This window comes from Leptolyngbya sp. FACHB-1624 (assembly GCF_047649235.1).
GTDB classification, from domain to species: domain Bacteria; phylum Cyanobacteriota; class Cyanobacteriia; order Leptolyngbyales; family Leptolyngbyaceae; genus Leptolyngbya; species Leptolyngbya boryana.
The window spans coordinates 3103243-3121192 of record NZ_CP180258.1 but is presented as its reverse complement, the minus strand read 5'-3'; the positions used below and the strand labels follow the sequence as shown (position 1 = coordinate 3121192).

The 17950-nt window shown below is 47.1% G+C and carries 14 protein-coding genes; 6 read left to right on the top strand and 8 right to left on the bottom strand.

All coding sequences use genetic code 11. From position 1 onward, the window contains the following. Window positions 1-99: 99 nt before the first annotated feature. A complete protein-coding gene (gene fni, locus ACMUEV_RS14590; protein WP_190653151.1) occupies window positions 100-1134 on the bottom strand; it encodes a type 2 isopentenyl-diphosphate Delta-isomerase in 1035 nt (344 codons plus the stop codon). Between the two features lie 2 nt (window positions 1135-1136). After that, entirely contained in the window at window positions 1137-1673 is a 537-nt protein-coding gene (pyrR, locus tag ACMUEV_RS14585; RefSeq protein ID WP_017288410.1) for a bifunctional pyr operon transcriptional regulator/uracil phosphoribosyltransferase PyrR, read from the bottom strand. 243 nt (window positions 1674-1916) lie between these two features. On the opposite strand from pyrR, the gene ACMUEV_RS14580 reads away from it, so the two are divergent. Beyond that, window positions 1917-3347 (top strand): hypothetical protein, encoded by a 1431-nt coding sequence (locus ACMUEV_RS14580; protein WP_190653150.1) that lies wholly within the window; start codon window positions 1917-1919, stop codon window positions 3345-3347. Between the two features lie 157 nt (window positions 3348-3504). Here ACMUEV_RS14580 and ACMUEV_RS14575 read toward each other — a convergent pair whose 3' ends face one another. Continuing rightward, the gene (locus ACMUEV_RS14575) at window positions 3505-4281 is read right to left on the bottom strand and encodes a WecB/TagA/CpsF family glycosyltransferase (protein WP_415354780.1); all 777 of its coding nucleotides are present in this window, start codon (window positions 4279-4281) and stop codon (window positions 3505-3507) included. A 53-nt stretch (window positions 4282-4334) separates the two neighbouring features. After that, the gene (gene proB / locus ACMUEV_RS14570) at window positions 4335-5438 is read right to left on the bottom strand and encodes a glutamate 5-kinase (protein ID WP_190653148.1); all 1104 of its coding nucleotides are present in this window, start codon (window positions 5436-5438) and stop codon (window positions 4335-4337) included. Between the two features lie 163 nt (window positions 5439-5601). On the opposite strand from proB, the gene ACMUEV_RS14565 reads away from it, so the two are divergent. Beyond that, window positions 5602-7122 (top strand): N-acetylmuramidase domain-containing protein, encoded by a 1521-nt coding sequence (locus ACMUEV_RS14565; protein ID WP_190653147.1) that lies wholly within the window; start codon window positions 5602-5604, stop codon window positions 7120-7122. Between the two features lie 87 nt (window positions 7123-7209). On the opposite strand, the gene ACMUEV_RS14560 is transcribed toward ACMUEV_RS14565, so the two are convergent. Continuing rightward, window positions 7210-8769: a gamma-glutamyltransferase gene (locus ACMUEV_RS14560; RefSeq protein WP_199329696.1), complete on the bottom strand. Its 1560-nt coding sequence runs from the start codon at window positions 8767-8769 to the stop codon at window positions 7210-7212. A 232-nt stretch (window positions 8770-9001) separates the two neighbouring features. On the opposite strand from ACMUEV_RS14560, the gene ACMUEV_RS14555 reads away from it, so the two are divergent. Then, a complete protein-coding gene (locus ACMUEV_RS14555) occupies window positions 9002-9826 on the top strand; it encodes a hypothetical protein (RefSeq protein ID WP_190653146.1) in 825 nt (274 codons plus the stop codon). Between the two features lie 28 nt (window positions 9827-9854). Here the strand turns inward: ACMUEV_RS14555 and ACMUEV_RS14550 are convergent, their stop codons facing one another. Next, window positions 9855-10406 (bottom strand): pentapeptide repeat-containing protein, encoded by a 552-nt coding sequence (locus ACMUEV_RS14550; protein WP_202806921.1) that lies wholly within the window; start codon window positions 10404-10406, stop codon window positions 9855-9857. A gap of 221 nt (window positions 10407-10627) precedes the next feature. On the opposite strand from ACMUEV_RS14550, the gene ACMUEV_RS14545 reads away from it, so the two are divergent. After that, window positions 10628-12157, top strand: a complete 1530-nt coding sequence (locus ACMUEV_RS14545; protein ID WP_190653145.1) for a SagB/ThcOx family dehydrogenase — start codon at window positions 10628-10630, stop codon at window positions 12155-12157. Between the two features lie 42 nt (window positions 12158-12199). Beyond that, window positions 12200-13108 carry a histone deacetylase gene (locus ACMUEV_RS14540; protein ID WP_190653144.1) on the top strand — a complete coding sequence of 303 codons (909 nt, stop codon included), beginning with the start codon at window positions 12200-12202 and terminating at the stop codon, window positions 13106-13108. Here the strand turns inward: ACMUEV_RS14540 and ACMUEV_RS14535 are convergent. Next, window positions 13105-13734, bottom strand: a complete 630-nt coding sequence (locus ACMUEV_RS14535) for a hypothetical protein (protein WP_199329693.1) — start codon at window positions 13732-13734, stop codon at window positions 13105-13107. The genes ACMUEV_RS14540 and ACMUEV_RS14535 overlap by 4 nt on opposite strands. Before the next feature lie 10 nt (window positions 13735-13744). After that, the gene (locus ACMUEV_RS14530) at window positions 13745-14539 is read right to left on the bottom strand and encodes a hypothetical protein (RefSeq protein WP_242044762.1); all 795 of its coding nucleotides are present in this window, start codon (window positions 14537-14539) and stop codon (window positions 13745-13747) included. A gap of 608 nt (window positions 14540-15147) precedes the next feature. Between ACMUEV_RS14530 and ACMUEV_RS14525 the strand changes: the two genes are divergently transcribed. Continuing rightward, the gene (locus tag ACMUEV_RS14525; protein WP_190653143.1) at window positions 15148-17823 is read left to right on the top strand and encodes an MHYT domain-containing protein; all 2676 of its coding nucleotides are present in this window, start codon (window positions 15148-15150) and stop codon (window positions 17821-17823) included. Window positions 17824-17950 lie beyond the last annotated feature (127 nt).

The following is a 17950-nucleotide window of genomic DNA, read 5'->3' as shown; positions in this document are numbered from 1 at the left end:
AAGCAATTGAATCAGAAGTGGGGAGTGGGGGAGCAGTCTGGGTGTGGGTTCTCCATATTCTCCCGTTTTGCAAAATAAATGCAGTGACGACTCAGTTTCTCAGCGCTTCTCCAATACGCCCGATCGCTTTAATTCGTTCAAATCGCGCGTTCCGGTACAAAAGAGTACCGTTGTAATTTCTGCTTCAAGGATTTCGACGAGCAGATGCAGCGCTGCTTCTGAGTCATTCGCTGCTTGTAAAAATGGTAGGGCTAAGCCGCCGAGATCTGCGCCGAGTGAGATCGCTTTTGCGACATCTAAACCATTTCGCAATCCGCCAGAGGCGATTAAGGGAATCGTGGGTGCGACTTGCCGAATTTGTGTAATGCAGTCGGCTGTCGGAATACCCCAATCGGCAAAGGTTAAGCCTAATCGTCGTTGGATTGGATCTTGAGCGCGACCGCTTTCGACTTTTGCCCAAGAGGTTCCTCCGGCTCCCGCGACATCGATCGCACTGACCCCGATTTGAATCAGTTTTTCTGCCATTTTTTGAGAAATCCCATTGCCGACTTCTTTGGCAATGACAGGCACAGGCAGCGCTTCACAAAGTTGAGCAATTTTGTCGAGCAAGCCGCGAAAATTCTGATCCCCACGGGTTTGCACCGCTTCTTGCAAAGGATTTAAATGCAAAATCAATGCATCGGCTTCTAAAAGATCGATCGCGCGTAAACACTGCTCGATTCCATAGGTATAGTTCAACTGCACTGCACCAAGATTCGCAAACAGCAAGGCATCTGGAGCGATCGAGCGAATTTTAAACGAATCTGCAACGGCTGGATTTTCGATCGCGACTCGCTGCGAACCGACTCCCATTGCCAGCCGATATTCTTGTGCGATCGCAGCAAGTCGGTAATTAATAGTCTTCGCCAAATCTGTGCCCCCGGTCATTGAGGAAATCAGAATCGGCGCACTCAGGCATTTATTGAAGAACCGAGTGCTGATATCAATTTCAGCGCGATCGAGTTCGGGCAAACAGCAGTGTGTAAAGTGATAATTTTCCAATCCCGTGGTTGCTTCACGACATTGCACATCATCTTCTAAGCAAACTTTGAGATGGTCTGCTTTGCGGTTTTGGGTTTCGATCGCTCCGTCCATTTTTATCCTTTGATAAGTTCAACACCGTCTCGTCCATCGATTTCTTGCAGATAGACTTTGACTTTTTCTTCTTTCGCCGTGGGTAGCTGTTTTCCAATGTAATCTGGGTGAATGGGGACTTCTCGATGTCCGCGATCGATTAATACGGCTAATCGAATCACTTCGGGTCGTCCGTAGTCATTGACTGCATCTAATGCCGCGCGAATCGTGCGTCCTTTGTAAATCACATCGTCGATTAAAACAACCGTTTTCCCCGTGAGATCGAAGGGAATGTCCGTTTTTGCAGGGGTGCGAACGCCGATGGTATCGAGGTCATCTCGGTAAAAGGTAATGTCGATCGCGCCTAAGGGAACCTCAATTTTCTCTAAGATTTGAATTTGTTCGCACAGCGTTTTTGCCAAGGGAACACCGCGCGTATAGATTCCCAGTAAGACTAACTTGGACAAATCACCCGATCGCTCTACAATCTCTGAGGCAAGGCGATTCACGGTTCGGCGCACTTCTTCAGTCGATAAAATTTCAATCTGTTCTAGAGGCATGAGCGATCGTCAAAAGGGATAGCCATAGTTTACATGACGAAAAATCAGCAATTACAATGCCTCAAGACATTGATTCTTTTCTCTAAAGGTTGATAAATTAAGCTGTGATGTGAGGGTGTGACAGAAATTTAGAAGAAAACGTTCAATTCTGATGAACTGTCGCTATAACTAAGTATCATTAAACGTCCTTGAACGTTAAACTCCTCTGCTGAGCTGAGCTGATTACGTCCTGCAGGTTATCCCATGAGTGAATCTGAAATTCCCAATTCTTCCGCTGATTCGATCGAAGCTCCTTCAACTCAGGAGTCGGGTTGGACAACTGTTAACTTTCCGAATGCGATCGACCTCGATAGCATTCCAGAAGCTGCGCCTGAACCAACGCCTGAACCGACTCAAATTGGCATTCGGGTCAAGGATTTAGAGCAGCAAAATCAACGTCTGCGATCGCGGGCTGCGGAGTTGGAGTTTGCGTTGGGTGAAGCTCATGCCACCTTGCGGTCTGAGACGAAGCGCTTAGAAACTCAGTTGAGTACACAGCAAGCAGAGGCAGAACAGCGAGCGCTCAAAGAAGCTCAGCTTTCTCAGCAGCAAACGGTGATGATTGCCAAACAGCGTCAAGCCCTAGATGCGTCGCGCCAAAGATTGCAAGACCAAGAAGCACAGCTTTCGGAACAAGTTGAGGCGATCAATGCAGTTCAACTGGAAGTGAAGCAACTGGCTCAGAATTTGGATCAAGCGCATCAAGTGCATCAAAAACAGCAGATTTTAATCGAGACTTTGACCGCTCAGCTTGAAGCGAGTCAGGCTCAAGTTGCCCAGTTAGAGCGAGATTGTGCGTTAACCAAGCAGCAATATGATGAGCAAATCCAGCAATTGCGCCAATCTGAGGCAGCGTGTCGGGATTTGCGATCGCGCTTGCATCGCCAGCAGCAATACACGCTGCAATTCAAGGCTGCTTTAGAAAAATGCTTGGATGTGTCCGCAACTCAGAAGATTGAAGAGTCTGTGGATCAAGCGATTTCACAGAGTGAATGTCATGCTGAGCCAGTTGGTTTTGTCAAAGCGCAGCCAGTTCAACCTTGGTCTACGACGCTCGATAGTACGACAAGCTGGAACGAACCTGAACTGACTCCAGCCGCTTGGGCGACTGCACCAGATGATGACATTTTGTTTGAGCCAGAAATTTCAGATGAGATTGCACCAGAAGTTGAGCCAGTGTCTCTTGATGTAGATGTAGATGACACTCAGGTTGAGCTTCCTGAACCGATTGTGATTAGCCCACCGCTGAGCTATACGATTAAGCGATCGACGGAAGAAGTCCCGTCTGTTCATCACGATATTCACCTGTTTGAGCCGACTGCGGTGCAAACAGAACCTGAGAATTTTGTAGTCAGTGAACCTGCGATCGACATTGATTCGATGCCTGCCATTGAACCAGTCGAGGAAGTAGCAGCAAGTCCGACTCTCGCTTTGCCACCTACCATTGAGCCAACTGTTCCGGTTGCTTCTCCGTTTATTACATTGGGTGTGAATGATCGAATTCGACGGGATGAACCGGATGAGGATCTGCCACCTGTGGGAGAAAGCCCTTCGCCTGTCGTGTATCCTCAGCGATCGCAAAAGAAACTCGACTCTTTAGCAGCAGTTGAACTGCCAACTTTCCCGAAAAAATAGGATTTAGATCTCAACAATTATGCCTTGCAGTAGCTCTCCAACTTGGAAAAGTGCTGCGAGGTTTTGTTATGAGTAGTTCAGCGCCAGCAATCGGATAGGGAGATAGGGAGCAATCTGAGTTTGGGTTCTCCTCATTTCCCCATCTCCTTACTCCGGCTTAAAGCTCACTCACCGGATTTCGTTTCGTCAACCGATAGACGATCGCTCTTGCTGCAAACTTTGGTAAAGCCATCATCCGCTTCCATCGCCAAGGTTCTTGATACAGCCGATACAGCCATTCCAAATGGTTATCACAGAACCACTGAGGTGCGCGCTCTTTCGTTCCCGCCCACACGTCAAAACTACCGCCTACTCCAATCCAGACCGAATTTGGGCAAATGTGGCGATTTTGGGAAATCCATAGTTCTTGACGCGGTACACCTAACCCGACATAAATTAAGCGCGGTTGTAGCATTTTCAATCGATCGAGAAATTCCCGCTCATCTTCTGGTTTTAAATAGCCATTCTGCGTTCCCACGATCGAGATTTCGGGTACTTTTTTTTGCCAATGTTCTGCTGCAGTATCAGCTACTCCCGGTGCGCCCCCAAAAAAGAAAATTGACCAGGGTTCGCCAAATTGCGTCGATCTCTCTAGCAACGTCTGCGCAAGTTCAATCCCTGGCATTCGCTGCACCCGCTTGCCATGAATTCGCATGTAGAAGACAATTCCTGACCCATCTGGAATGACTAATTCTGCTTGATGAATAATATGTGCAAGCACCGGAGTCTCCTCCGCTTGCATTGTCATTTCTGCATTCAGTGTAATGACATGACATCCCAAACCCTGTTCTAAACGATGCGTAATCCAGCGCGGATAATCCTGAGCAAGGTGCATCGGCAAGCCCAAAACCGAGACAGGCTGCAAAATATCCGATGAATAGGGAATGTTCGACACGCAATCCTCACACATTAGGTGTTCAGGGATCGAATTGTATCAGGAATTCGCCATTACGACAGGACTAAATTATCGCGATGTACAACGGTTTCTTCTCCGGCATAGCCTAGAATTTCAGGAATTTCATCGGATTGATGTCCGCGAATTTTTTCGAGTTCGTCATGACTGTAGTTGACAATCCCTCTCGCAATCTCTTGCCCAGATCGATCGCACAATTTCACTGCCTCCTGACTTTCAAATGCTCCTTCAATCTGCACAATTCCGGCAGCTAATAGCGATCGACCACTGCTACGAATCGCTCTAACAGCACCCTCATCTAAGTAAATTTGCCCCGTCGGTACCAATCCATGAGCAATCCAACGCTGACGCGCATTAAACGGGCGAGGCTGAGGTTCAAACTGCGTTCCAATTAACTCACCTGCTAGAATCTTGCTCAAATTCTGAGGTGTGCGACCTTGAGTAATTACCGTTCTCACGCCTGCCCCAGTTGCAATTCGAGCCGCTTGGATCTTCGTCACCATGCCCCCTGTGCCCCATTGCGTTCCAGAGCTTCCAGTTTGGACTTCTGCGAGTTCATCGAGATTTTTGACGATCGTAATCGGTTGAGCATTGGGGTTACTACGCGGATCAGCAGAATACAAGCGATCGACATCGGTTAACAAAAACAACCAATCCGCATCGACCACACTGGCAACTAGAGCCGACAACGTATCGTTATCCCCAAACTTCAACTCATCGACGGACACAGTATCATTTTCATTGACGATCGGAATGACATCCAGCTTTAGCAGTTCTTGGAAGGTATGCAACACATTGATATAGCGATTGCGTTGAATCAAATCGCCGCGAGTCAACAACACTTGGGCGATCGGTTGCTGTAATGCGGTGAAAAAATCATCATAAATTCGCATCAGTCGCCCTTGCCCAACTGCTGCAACGGCTTGCTTTTTTGCCATCGATTTCGGACGTTCGACCAAACCCAGCCGCGCACAGCCTACTCCTACTGCACCAGACGAGACTAAAACCACTTGATTTCCTTGAGCGCGGAGTTGGCTGAGCACTTCGACCAAAGACGCGATCGTAGATAGTGCTAACATCCCCGAATCCGGAGTTGTTAGACTCGACGTTCCAATTTTCACCACGATCGTTTGAGACATGAGCGCGAAAGACCTAAAACCGCTCAAATATCCTATCAAACGGTTTCACCGATTAAGATGTGACAAAATATTTCACAATTCTGGAAAATACGTAGGATCTTCTAAAGAATAAAGGGCAAACATGCCTACAATTTAGACTGCCAAACGTGCGTGGGTGAGAGATATGAACCTTAACAGCATTGCATCAGGAACCGCAACTATTAATTTGACGACTGTTCAGACCAATCAGACTTTGACACGAGAACTTCAGCAACGCCTGATTGCATTAGGTTTTCAACCGGGTCCTGTCGATGGAATTTGGGGCAGTCGTACGCAGGCGGCTTATGCTGCTTTCGCGACTCGCAACCAGTTCACAACCACTGCAATCAGCCCGCGTGCGGCTCAAGTCTTACTCGGCATCAATACCCTAAATAACATTGCATCAGGGACAGTGACGATCGCACTATCGACGATTCAAAATGTACAAACAATCGTCAGAGAGCTTCAACAGCGCTTGACAAATTTAGGCTTTCAACCTGGACCTATTGATGGAATCTGGGGCAGTCGTACTCAAGCAGCTTATGCTGCTTTTGCAACCCGTGCTCAGCTTAGAGCGACCGAAGTGACTCCTCGTGCTGCCCAGTTGCTACTAGGACGTCAATCTCTTCCAACTCCGACCCCCACGCCTGCTCCGACCCCCACGCCTGCTCCGACCCCCACGCCTGCTCCAACCCCAACTCCGACTCCGACCTCAGTTCAACAACCGACCCCAACCCCGACTCCGACCCCAACCCCTGCTCCGACCCCGACCCCAACTCCAACTCCTAGTTCGTCTCCTCGCTTTGCTCCAGCAACTCAAGCTTTACCGACTGGACTACGTCCCATTGCTAATGATGTTTGGATTTGGCAATTGAATCGAATCAGCACAGATGCTCGCTTGGTTCGTCAGATGCAACAAGGATTAGATGCAATGGGGCACCAGCCTGGATCGATCGATGGACTCTGGGGAGGCAGAACGCAAACGGCTTATGCCGGGTTTACTAGAGTTTATGGCTTTCAAGCCGATGAGCTTTCACCGCAAGCAGCTTTGATGTTGTTGGAGCCTGCGATTCCTCAGATTGAGGTTGTCCGGCCAGTGCGATCGCTACAATCGAAAGATTTTCAAGATGTTGCCAGATCGATTGGCTGTGAGGTTGCAGCCGTGAGAGCAGTTGTCGAAGTTGAAGCTGCAGGGTCTGGATTTTTGCGGGATGGTAGACCGAAGATTCTATTTGAGGCGCATTGGTTCTCAGAATTTACCAATGGGCGCTTTGATAATAGCAATGGTGATATTTCTAGCCCAGTTTGGAACCGTAGTCTCTATATTGGGGGTGCAGGTGAATGGGATCGATTGTATAAAGCAGTGAATTTGAATCGGAATGCGGCTTTGATGTCTGCTTCTTGGGGACTGGGGCAAATCATGGGATTCAATCATAGTGCAGCGGGCTATCGAGATGCTGAATCGTTTGTGCGAGATATGCATGAGAGTGAAGGAAAGCAGCTTGCGGCAATGTTCAATTTCATCAAGAGCAATCGTCTCGATCGCTTTTTGATTAACCGCGATTGGGCAGGATTTGCGCTTCGCTACAATGGCGAGAGCTATCGTGTGAATCGCTACGATGAAAAGCTTGCCGATGCGTACAGTCGTTGGTCAAATGTTGCTTAGGTGTGCAGATTCAAACCATATCGAGCCTGGTGCATGGAATTCACTGGGCTGATGTGGTCTCAAAATTGGGTTTCGCAATGCTGAGGTTTAGAATGCGATCGCACATCCGTCTGCTCTCGGTTCTGAACCTGCAATCAAAACCTTGCCAGACTTGAGAATCATCTGTCCGCGTCCGAATGCACTCGGTTCGGCGGTGAGTTGAATTTGGTGATTTCTGTCGGTCAGTGCGATCGCAATATCAGATCGCACAGTCTGCTCTAGTAAAACTTGGTTTTTTGCGAACCATCGCCAGCGTGGAGCATTCAAAGCCGTTTGCGGATTCATGCCATAGTCGATGAGGTTGACAACCATCTGTAAGTGACCTTGAGGTTGCATGAAGCCACCCATCACACCCAAAGCTCCAATCGGTTGATCATTGACACTCAAAAAGCCAGGAATGATCGTGTGATAGGAACGTTTACTAGGTGCAACTTGATTGGGGTGTCCAGCTTGAGTTGAAAAACCTGAAGCTCGGTTCTGAAGTGCAATTCCAGTACCAGGAATTAAAATGCCACTGCCAAATCCTGCATAGTTCGATTGGATAAAAGACACCATAAAGTCCTGATCTGCGGCTACTAGATAGACGGTTCCACCTTTGGGTAGTCCTGAACTCGTTTCAGGCAAAGCGGTGTCACAGATGAGTTGTCGCCTTTGAGCGGCATAGGTTTTATCTAAGAGATCCGCAGCGGAGACGATCATTGATGCAGGATCGCTCACATGACGATCGACATCTGCAAATGCAAGTTTCATTGCTTCAATCTGCAAATGGAAGCTCTCGACCGAATCGCGTGGAAATTGAGTCAAGTCGAATCCCTCTAAAATGTTCAGAGCCATTAATGTTGCGATTCCGTGGGTATTCGGTGGAATTTCCCAAACATCCACGCCTCGATAATTCGTTGAAATCGGAGTTACCCAATCTGCTTGATGAGTTGCTAGATCTGTGCGATCGATCCATCCTCCCGTCTGTTCTGCAAATTGGGCGATCGCGTCTGCGAGTTCACCTCGATAAAAAGACTCTCCTTGGCTTTGAGCGATCGATCTGAGCGTTTTTGCATGATTCGGGCTGCTCCAAATTTCGCCTGCACGGGGAGCACGTCCATTCGGAAAAAAGACCGCTTGAAAGGGCTGATATTCCGCGCCTGAAAGTGGAGTAAAAATTTGCTCGGCTCGTTGCCAAGCCCGAGCCGTTTCAGGAGAAACCGGAAAGCCTGCTTCCGCATATTCAATGGCAGGTTCAAACAGCTTTTCAAACGGTAGCTTTCCCCAACGCTCTGAGAGCGATCGCCAAGCAGAAACCGCACCCGGAACCGTCACCGTTTTCCAGCCTAAATCAGGCATTCTCGGAGCATTGAGCAGCGTTTCGACTGGAATATGACGCGGGCTTCTGCCGGAAGCATTGAGTCCATGCAGTTTGCCATCCCAGACCAGTGCGAAAGCATCAGAGCCAATGCCGTTTGAGGTCGGCTCGACAACCGTGAGCGCGATCGCGGTTGCAATGGCAGCATCGATCGCGTTTCCACCTGCAAGTAGCATTTGGATGCCTGCGAACGTTGCTAAAGGCTGGCTAGTTGCAACGGCTCCTCGCGTTCCCATCACAACCTGTCTCATCGTCGGGTAAGGATAATGAAGAATCTGCCTTTCAGCAGAGAATCGCTCCCACGCATTCGTCTCCAAGATGGACTCCTTTTGGTTAATTTTGGTGCTGTGCTGATTTGAGCTAGATGATAACTTTATCTCTAGTGGGACAGACCATCTCCTGATCCGGAACCTGTTTCCTCGCTCGTGAATCTATAGACAAGAGGACAGTGCCTAAATCGTCTCAGTTCAGGTACTGACGCATATGAACAAAACTGCACTTTTGACTGGAGCCGTGGTGCTAACTGCCGCCGTCGCATCAACGATCGCGACCGTCACCTATCAACGTCCGACAGCAGAAAAAGTTGAGCAACCGCCAGTTGAACAACCTCAACCTGCTCCCACATCTACCCCCTCAACAGAGAAATTCAATCCCCCAGTTGCAACTTCTCCCACGCCTGCATCTTCTCGTCAGCCGATTACTCTAGTTGATGAGTCTGTGCAATCGCCAGAATTTGCGAAATTCCTCGATCGTACAAAACAAGCGGTTCGCGATCGCGATGCAAAATATATTCGCAGTATTGTCACCCCAGCAACTCGCTTCAGCTTTGGCGAACATCGATCGATTAACTATCTCAATCCCGACAATCCCAAATCTCCTTTCTGGACATCCCTGGAAAAAGCCTTATCGCTTGGTTGTTCGCAGGAGGCTCAAGCCTATTCTTGCCCAACTGTATTTCATCAATTCGACGAAGCTATCAAGAAGAGTAATGCGAACATCGATGCTTTTTCTGCCATTGTCGTAGTCGGACAAAATGTGAATGTGCGATCGCAACCTCAGGAAAATGCTGCTGTCATCGCTACTCTGACCAACGAAATTGTCAAGTATGACATGGAAACCTTTCAGAATTCCGCTGCAAAAGAGGCGCTAAGACTGGATGATCCAAACGGTTGGACTCCGATCGTACTGCCCAACGATAAACGCGGATATGTTTCGAGTCGATATGCTTACAGTCCAGTCGGTTATCGAGTTTTCTTTGGCAAAGAACAAGGGGAATGGAAAATGCAAGCCTTTGTGAGCGGAGATTAGTGTGAGCGGAGATTAGTGTGAGCGGAGATTAGTCCGCATGGCGATGTCCGTCCGGGTAAATCGTAAAGGCATCAACGATCGCACCTGTTAAGTCGAGATCAATTGCTCGATCCAAATTGGCTCGGCTCAAATTCGCGCCGCTCAAATTTGCATCGCGGAAATTCACGCGACGCAGATCCGTATTGCTTAAATCTGCATCGCTGAGATCGGCGTTTCTCAAATCCGCTCCCGCTAAATCGGCTCCCGTCAAATTTGCTCCGCTTAGATTTGCGAAACTCAAATCCGATCGCGAAATTTTCGCCTGCTGTAAATCTGAATTTGATAAATTCGCCTGATGCAGTTGGGTATCACTCAACTCTGCGAACTGTAACTGAGTCGATGTCAAATTCGCCTGTCGCAAATTCGCATACGGTAAATAGGCTCGATTCAAGCGACATTCAGCCAAATTGATATCGACTAACATCGCCTCAAAAAAGTTTGCTTGTTCTAAGTTACACCGTTCAAAATTCCGTTCTCCCTGGTTGTACCTTGAAATTAGCTCTTCTGCTGCGATCGTATCCATTACCGTTCTAAAGTCCACCAATCAACGCTCATTACAAAAATGTAAAAAAGAATTGTAATAGGTTAAGGATACTTAACATTTTCTTTAGGGATCATCCAAAAAAGATCTTGAAAATATGGGGAACGGCAATCCAAGAAATTGAAAAGTCTCTATCTTGGAATCAAGTTGTTCTGCGAACGACTAGCTCTCAACCCCATCTCGTGTCAATATCAAAAACAGTACGCTGCCGAACCAGGACTATGCCGGACTTGCAAGTGTCGATCGCTCAACACTATCACGAACGTACCAAATACGACCCCCAAACGATTCATGCCAAAAGCCAAGCCCTAAATTGGGAAGAACAACCCATTCCGTTCAAAGCATACCGATTTGGTACATCGTTCGATTTGAAGCCCTATCTGAGCGAAGAGACCAACCAAGGCGATGAGACGATTTGGTGGCAAAGGCTCTCTAAGCTTTTAGTTTGTAGTTACGGTTTGACCGGAGCAATCCCCACCAATGGCGAACCGCATTATCTGCGATCGTCCCCATCGGCAGGCGGTCTTTATCCGGCGGAGATATATTTGATCTCACGCGGCACTCCCTATCTTCCTGCCGGACTCTACAACTATCAATCGAAAACGCATACGCTGGTTCATTTTTGGCAGAGTGATGTCTGGACAGCTTTACAATCGGCGTGTTTTTGGAATCCAGTGCTCGAAGATACACAGCTTGCGATCGTGGTTTCTGCTGTGTTTTTCCGCTCGGTATGGCGGTATCAAGATCGAGCGTATCGACGGATTTTTCTCGACAGTGGGCACTTACTGGGCAACATTGAACTTGCCTGTGCGATGACTGATTTTCGTCCCCATTTGATTGGGGGATTTGCCGACGAAGCGATCAATCAATTGCTGTATTTTGACGTGAATCAAGAAGGTGCGATCGCAGTGTTACCGATCGCAGATTTACGAGAACTGCGCGAAAATTTGCCCCTAGCTCGCACTGCGCTACCCACGACTCCTCAGCTAGAGTATCCTCGTATTCCAGACGGCAGTTTATTGAGCTATTTTCATCAAGCCACCCAAATTCCCGACAATCCGAATGCAAAAGTAAATTGGCAAGTTCCTGAACCGAAAGCGCAGCAGGATAAGTACAATTTTCCGTTCTGCTTAAAGGTTTCCATGACTTGTCCACCGATCGATTGGAGTCCGAATTTATCTGGACTTGAACAAACGATCATTCACCGTCGCTCCACTCGTGCGTTTAGTGGAGAGAAGCTATCGCTGGATGAACTTCGCGCTGTCCTCGATTTTACTTATCAACCTCAGCATTACATTGAGCAAAACTTCGATCGATCTCCCGATTATTTTGATTTAAGCTTGGTGGAGACATTCATTGCGGTATCTGGGATTCAAGACCTGGAGGATGGGTGTTATTACTATGCGCCTGCGACTCAAGAACTTCGGCAGATTCGGTTTAAAAACTTTCGCCGAGAACTGCATTTTCTTTGCTTAGGACAAGATTTAGGGCGAGATGCGAGTGCGATTGTGTTTCACACGGCTGATTTACGCACGGCGATCGAGCAATATGGTGATCGAGTTTATCGCTATCTGCATATGGATGCCGGACATCTTGGACAACGAATAAATCTGGCTGCCATTCACCTCGGTCTAGGCGCAAGTGGCATTGGTGGATTCTTTGATGATCAAGTCAATGAAGTCTTAGGGATTCCCGAAGATGAAGCGGTCTTGTACATCACAGCCTTGGGACGACCGAGAAAGCGAGAATAAGTTGCTATAGTGAAAAACTGAATCTATTGCAGATATCCGCTTATGTTTCCGGTGATCTATTCCGATGAGTTTCTGCTGCACGATACGGGGCATTTTCACCCCGAAAACTCTGGGCGACTGACTGCAATTCAAGCTGCATTAAAAGCAACATTCCCCAGTCAGATTCACTGGCAACTTCCGACTCCGGTCGAAACTCGATCTCCCCTTTCATCGGTTCAAGCGGTTCACACTCAGCATTATCTAGATCAAGTTCGGTTGACTGCAAATCGCGGGGGTGGGTTTGTCGATGGTGAAACTGTGATTTCTCCACGCAGCTATGAAGTTGCACTGCTTGCGGTCAATGCTTGGATTGATGGGGTTGAGATGGCGCTTTCGGGCCAGCCTTGTTTTGTGATGGCACGCCCGCCTGGACATCATGCGATCGCAGATTTGGGTATGGGATTTTGCTTACTGAGTAATGCTGCGATCGCGGCTCATTACGCGCTGCAAAAGTGCGATCGCGTTGCGATTCTCGATTGGGATGTACATCACGGCAATGGCACACAAGCGATCGTCGAAAAGAATCCGAACATTCGCTTCTGTTCGCTGCACGAATCGCCTCAATATCCGAGAACAGGAGATGCTTCTGAAAAAGGGTTTTATCAGAATGTTCTGAATTTGCCTGTGTCGGCGGGAAGTACGATCGCAGACTATGAACCGCTCTTTCAGCAGAAAGTGATTCCATTTCTAAGTGAATTTGAGCCGGATCTGCTGATCGTTAGTGCTGGATATGATGCGAATGCTGCCGATCCGTTAGCAGGCGTTTCACTCCAGCCCGATGATTATCGTGTGTTTACAGAATACTGTTTGGGTCTGACTCGCAAGATTGTGTTTGGGTTAGAAGGCGGATATGACTATGATGCGTTAGCGCGATCGGTGGTGGCAACGATCGCACCTTGTTTGAAGGCTTAAGAGAGCTTTTTCAAGATGAGAGCCAAAAGATTGAGGGACTGATTCACATCGGTTCGCAATGCTTCTAGCTCAGCCTCAATTTTGTCTAATCGCTGAGAGACGGGAAGCTCATCAGAATTTGGCAACGCTTTAGAATTTGGCAACGCTTTTTGATTGAGCTTATCAGCAAGAAGTGCCCAACTGCCTGCCTTTATCCCAAAATGCGCTTTCGCTTGGTCTAGTTTTTTGAACCTTTGTTTTAAAGACGCAACTGTAATTTTCTCCTTTTCTTTTGAACAGCTTTTGCTCTCTAAAGTCCCGACTATGGGAGGCTTCGAGCCAAGCACTTCTAATTCAAAGTTCTCTAAATTTGGAGAATTTAGAGAACTTCCCGATGTCTCCATCGAAGCCGATGAATCTGAAGATCGTTCAGCTTGCCCTTGCTGCTCTAAATCCTCCTCAACCATTTCGACCACTTCCTCAATCAAGCGATCGTGATTTTGCGAAATCTGCGCTGCTGCTGCCAAAATGCGAGACGTTGCTTTAATTTGCACACTCGTTTCTTGTTTCAACTGATCCGCAATTCTGCGAATGCGATCGCCTGCGGTTTCTTGATGCGTGACAATCTCGACAGATGGTTCATCCATGTGTTTCTCTCTACTCTGCCAAAATCTCTCTAACCGCCTGCCAAATGCGTTGGAACTTTTGAATCATCCCGACTGGATTCGTCGTTGAGTCTTCATCGACTGAATCTACTAAACGTTGAATTCGATCCATCCGCTCAGCTACAGCATACAAACTATCTACAGCTTCTTCTTTGCGCTCTAGCGAATCTCGAAGTAAAACGGTCATCTCTGCAATTTCTTGCTTCAATCGTTGATTTTCTCGTTTGCGGCGAGTTTCCCAGCCTTTAATTCCAGCTTTCGATCGCCGTTCAAATTTAAGCTCATCCTGAGATTCGTTATACAAGGCTAAATAGCGATCGCGCTCCGCCTGTACTTCCTCAAATTGCACCAACAACTGATCGCCCCTCGTCTTCTCAGACTGATACAGCGTCAAATACGACTGGAATTGAGTTTCAGCTTCTTGAAATTGAGTCAGATAAACGGTAGCTTGAGCCTGAGCTTGTTCGTATTGTTTCAAGTAAGAATGCGATTGAACTTGCACTTCCTCATACTGCTGGAGCGTCGTTTGATAGCTTTGCTGAATTTCTTGATATAGGGTCAGCGATGACTGATATTTTTGCTGTTCTTCTACATACAATCGATGAGTTTGCTCAAACTCTTGCTCTTTTGTACTTAAGAGGGCTTGTAATTGGGCGCGATCAGCACGCGCATTCGATAGATGCTGTCTTAATTCATGATAGGACAGAGGTTCTGATTGTCGCGATCGAGGATGATTAATGGAATTATCATCAGAATTCGTTCTTCGATCTCCTCTCGACATTGACATTGTTCTGCTCCAGCAGGGGGGTGCCCAATTCAATACAGAACAAACTTCAGTGATTCCTGATTGTGCTTTAATTCCAAACGCTATCTTTACAAATTTGAACGTAATATATTCTCAAACTCCCGAATTGCAAAGCTATCCCTCTTTCCTCACATTAGCAGAAGAAAAAGCTAATGTCCTTGCCACATCTAAGTTTGGCTGTTCTGTTATTTTCGGACTACTAAAATGGGAAAAGCCGATTGTACAAGGGTTTTGGAATTTACTACCGAGAGAGTGATAGAAGAAAGATAGTTTTGGAACAGTCCGCGAAGGCGGACTTCGTTTGTCTAGGCGTAAATTCTATTCGCCAAGGCACTCTGATTTCTATCTTTAGGCATAGACGCTGGTCTTCACGAATGGGGAATGACTAGACACAGAGTTTCTAGAAAATACTTCTTTCAAACAAAATCCAGAACTCTGCCCCCATCGATTGCCACAAAAGATTGCCACAAAAGATTGTCCTAGAGCGAATTGAAGAGGTCGTTCTTTTTAGTTTAGAGAGATGACTTACGAAAGCATTGCGATCGAAGCATCTCAAACATTTTTGTTCTCTCCTCACATATCTTAGGTTCATGGCTGCTTCGTTAACCGCTGGCTACAATTTTCAACTTGTCATCGTTTCAGTTCTCATTGCTGTTTTAGCCTCTTACACTGCTATAGATCTTGCGGGAAGAGTGACTGCAACCCAAAGCCGAGTTCAAAAGGTTTGGCTGTTCGGTGGTGCTATTGCGATGGGCATTGGCATCTGGTCAATGCACTTTATTGGTATGTTGGCATTCCGATTGCCCGTTTTCGTAAATTATGACTTTCTCACAGTTCTCGTTTCGATTTTGCCTGCCATAATTGCTTCAGGATTGGCGCTATTTTTGGTTAGTCGTCCAACCTTCGGTCGGTTTCAACTTCTAGGTGGCAGTATCTGCATGGGCTTGGGAATTGCCTCCATGCACTACATCGGTATGCTGGCAATGAATGCTGCGGCAGTCATTCACTATGATGTTCGTGTGGTTGCGCTCTCGGTTCTGATTGCGATCGTCGTCTCGTTTGCAGGACTGTTTTTGGTCTTCCAGTTGCGAGAAGAAACCACGTCGCGCCAACTCTGGAAAAAACTCTTAGCTTCCTTAATTATGGGGATAGCAATTCCGACGATGCACTACACGGGCATGGCTGCCGCCTGTTTCATGCCGATGTCTAATATGCTCGCAGAGTCAAGCTTACAACCCCCCAAAAACGTAGTCCCTTTAGCTGCTGCTGTGATTGTTGGCACGCTGATTATTTTAGGACTCGCATTACTAGCTGCGTTTTTCGATCGGCGGTTATCTGCTCAAATCATCTATGCCCAGGCGATTCAGGAGAGCCAACAATATCTCAAAACGATTCTTCAAGGCATTCAAGTTGGTGTATTGGTGGTTGAAGAAGATGCTCAAATTCAGTTATCCAATCGCGCAGTGCTCGATCTATTACATTTCTCCAGTGAAGCAGACCTACAAAAGCTGTGGAATCAAGGTATTACAGGCTGCCTGGATTCAACCCTGCTTGAGGATTCAGAGAATCCGCTGATTCATTCAATGCAACCTGTATTGCAAAACATCCTTGCCAAACAGCCAGTACAGAATGCTGTAATTTATATTGAAACTGAGGAGCAAGAACCAACGGCGCTTCTAGTGAATGCTGTTCCTTTGAAATTATCGAATGCTGCGGTCACTCAGATGGTTTGTACGTTTAATGAGATCACTGAGTTAAAGCGTACTGAAAATCGCCTCAAGGAATCCGAAGCAAAATTCAGAGACTTAGCAACTCAGGAAGAATTGCTCAACCAGCTTTCATCTCAGATTCGAGAATCTCTGGATCTTCCGACGATTTTGCAAACGGCAGTCTCCGAAGTGCGGAAACTATTTGCTGTCGATCGCGCACTGATTTACCAATTTGATGCAGATTGGCGGGGACAAGTTGCCCTAGAAGATGTGGCAGAACCTTGGTCTCCTACTCTAGGCGAAGCAGCAGATAATTGTGCGCCCGGCGAATGTTTTGAAAAGTACCGCTACGGTCGGATTCGGGCAATTCACAATGTGCTTGAAGCAGGGTTAGATCCGACTCATGTTCAGTTTTTGCAAGGGTTGCAGGTGCAAGCCAATCTGATTGTGCCGATTATGGTGCGCGATCAGCTCTGGGGCTTGCTGATTGTGCATCAATGTAGCCACACTCGGGTCTGGAAGGAGGAGGAAGGCAAGCTGTTATATCGACTAGCGGGTCAGTTAGGGATTGCCATTCAACAAGGAGATCTCTATGCCCGAATGGAAAATACTGCACTGCAAGCGCAAGCGCAAGCTGAACAATTGCTCGAATCTGAAGTTCGACTGACGCAGCAAACCCGAACCCTCCAAAAAACTCTGGAAGAGCTACAAAGCGTCCAACTCCACCTAGTTCAAAGTGAAAAGATGTCTAGTCTAGGACAATTGGTGGCGGGTGTTGCTCATGAAATCAATAATCCAGTCAACTTCATCCACGGCAATCTGAATCATTTACAGTCCTATGCTTCAGATTTATTAGATTTTGTGCGACTTTACCGAAAACATTACCCCGATTCGATTCCAGAAATTGAGGCGAAGGCTGAAGAAATTGATCTCGAATTTTTGCAGGAAGATTTGATGAAACTTTTGACTTCAATGGAAACTGGCACCGATCGCATTTGTCAGATTGTGTTGTCGTTGCGTAACTTCTCGCGCATGGATGAATCGGAATTTAAATCCGTCGATATTCATGAGGGAATTGAGAGTACCTTGCTGATCTTGCAACATCGGTTGAAGGAAAGTAAAAACTGTCCAGTGATCGAGTTAATTCGAGATTATGAGCGTTTACCGATCGTGGACTGTTATCCTGGCCAACTCAACCAGGTATTGATGAATCTAATTAGCAATGCTATCGATGCCTTGGAGGAACATAACGAGAAACGAACTCTTCAAGACATCAAAAAACATCCGAGCCAGATCACAATTCGCACATCCTTGATCGATTCTCAATGGATCGGAATCGAAATTGCCGATAATGGCATCGGAATTCCTGAAGAAGTTAGGGAACGAATTTTCGATCCGTTCTTTACCACAAAACCAATTGGGAAAGGAACCGGAATGGGATTATCTATTAGCTATAAAATCGTTGTTGAAAAACATGGTGGCAAACTAGAGTGCCATTCACAGCCCAATCAGGGCGCACAGTTTATTATCCAAATCCCTATCCAACAAGCAATCTAGATCAGTGATGCCTGATCGTGTTCTAATTCCAGATGACTAACCGAGGATGAAAGTTCAATCGTAACTTCCGAGAAGTTCAAACGATTCGGGCTGTCTTAGTAGTGCTGTCTATCCTGTCAATTCCTAA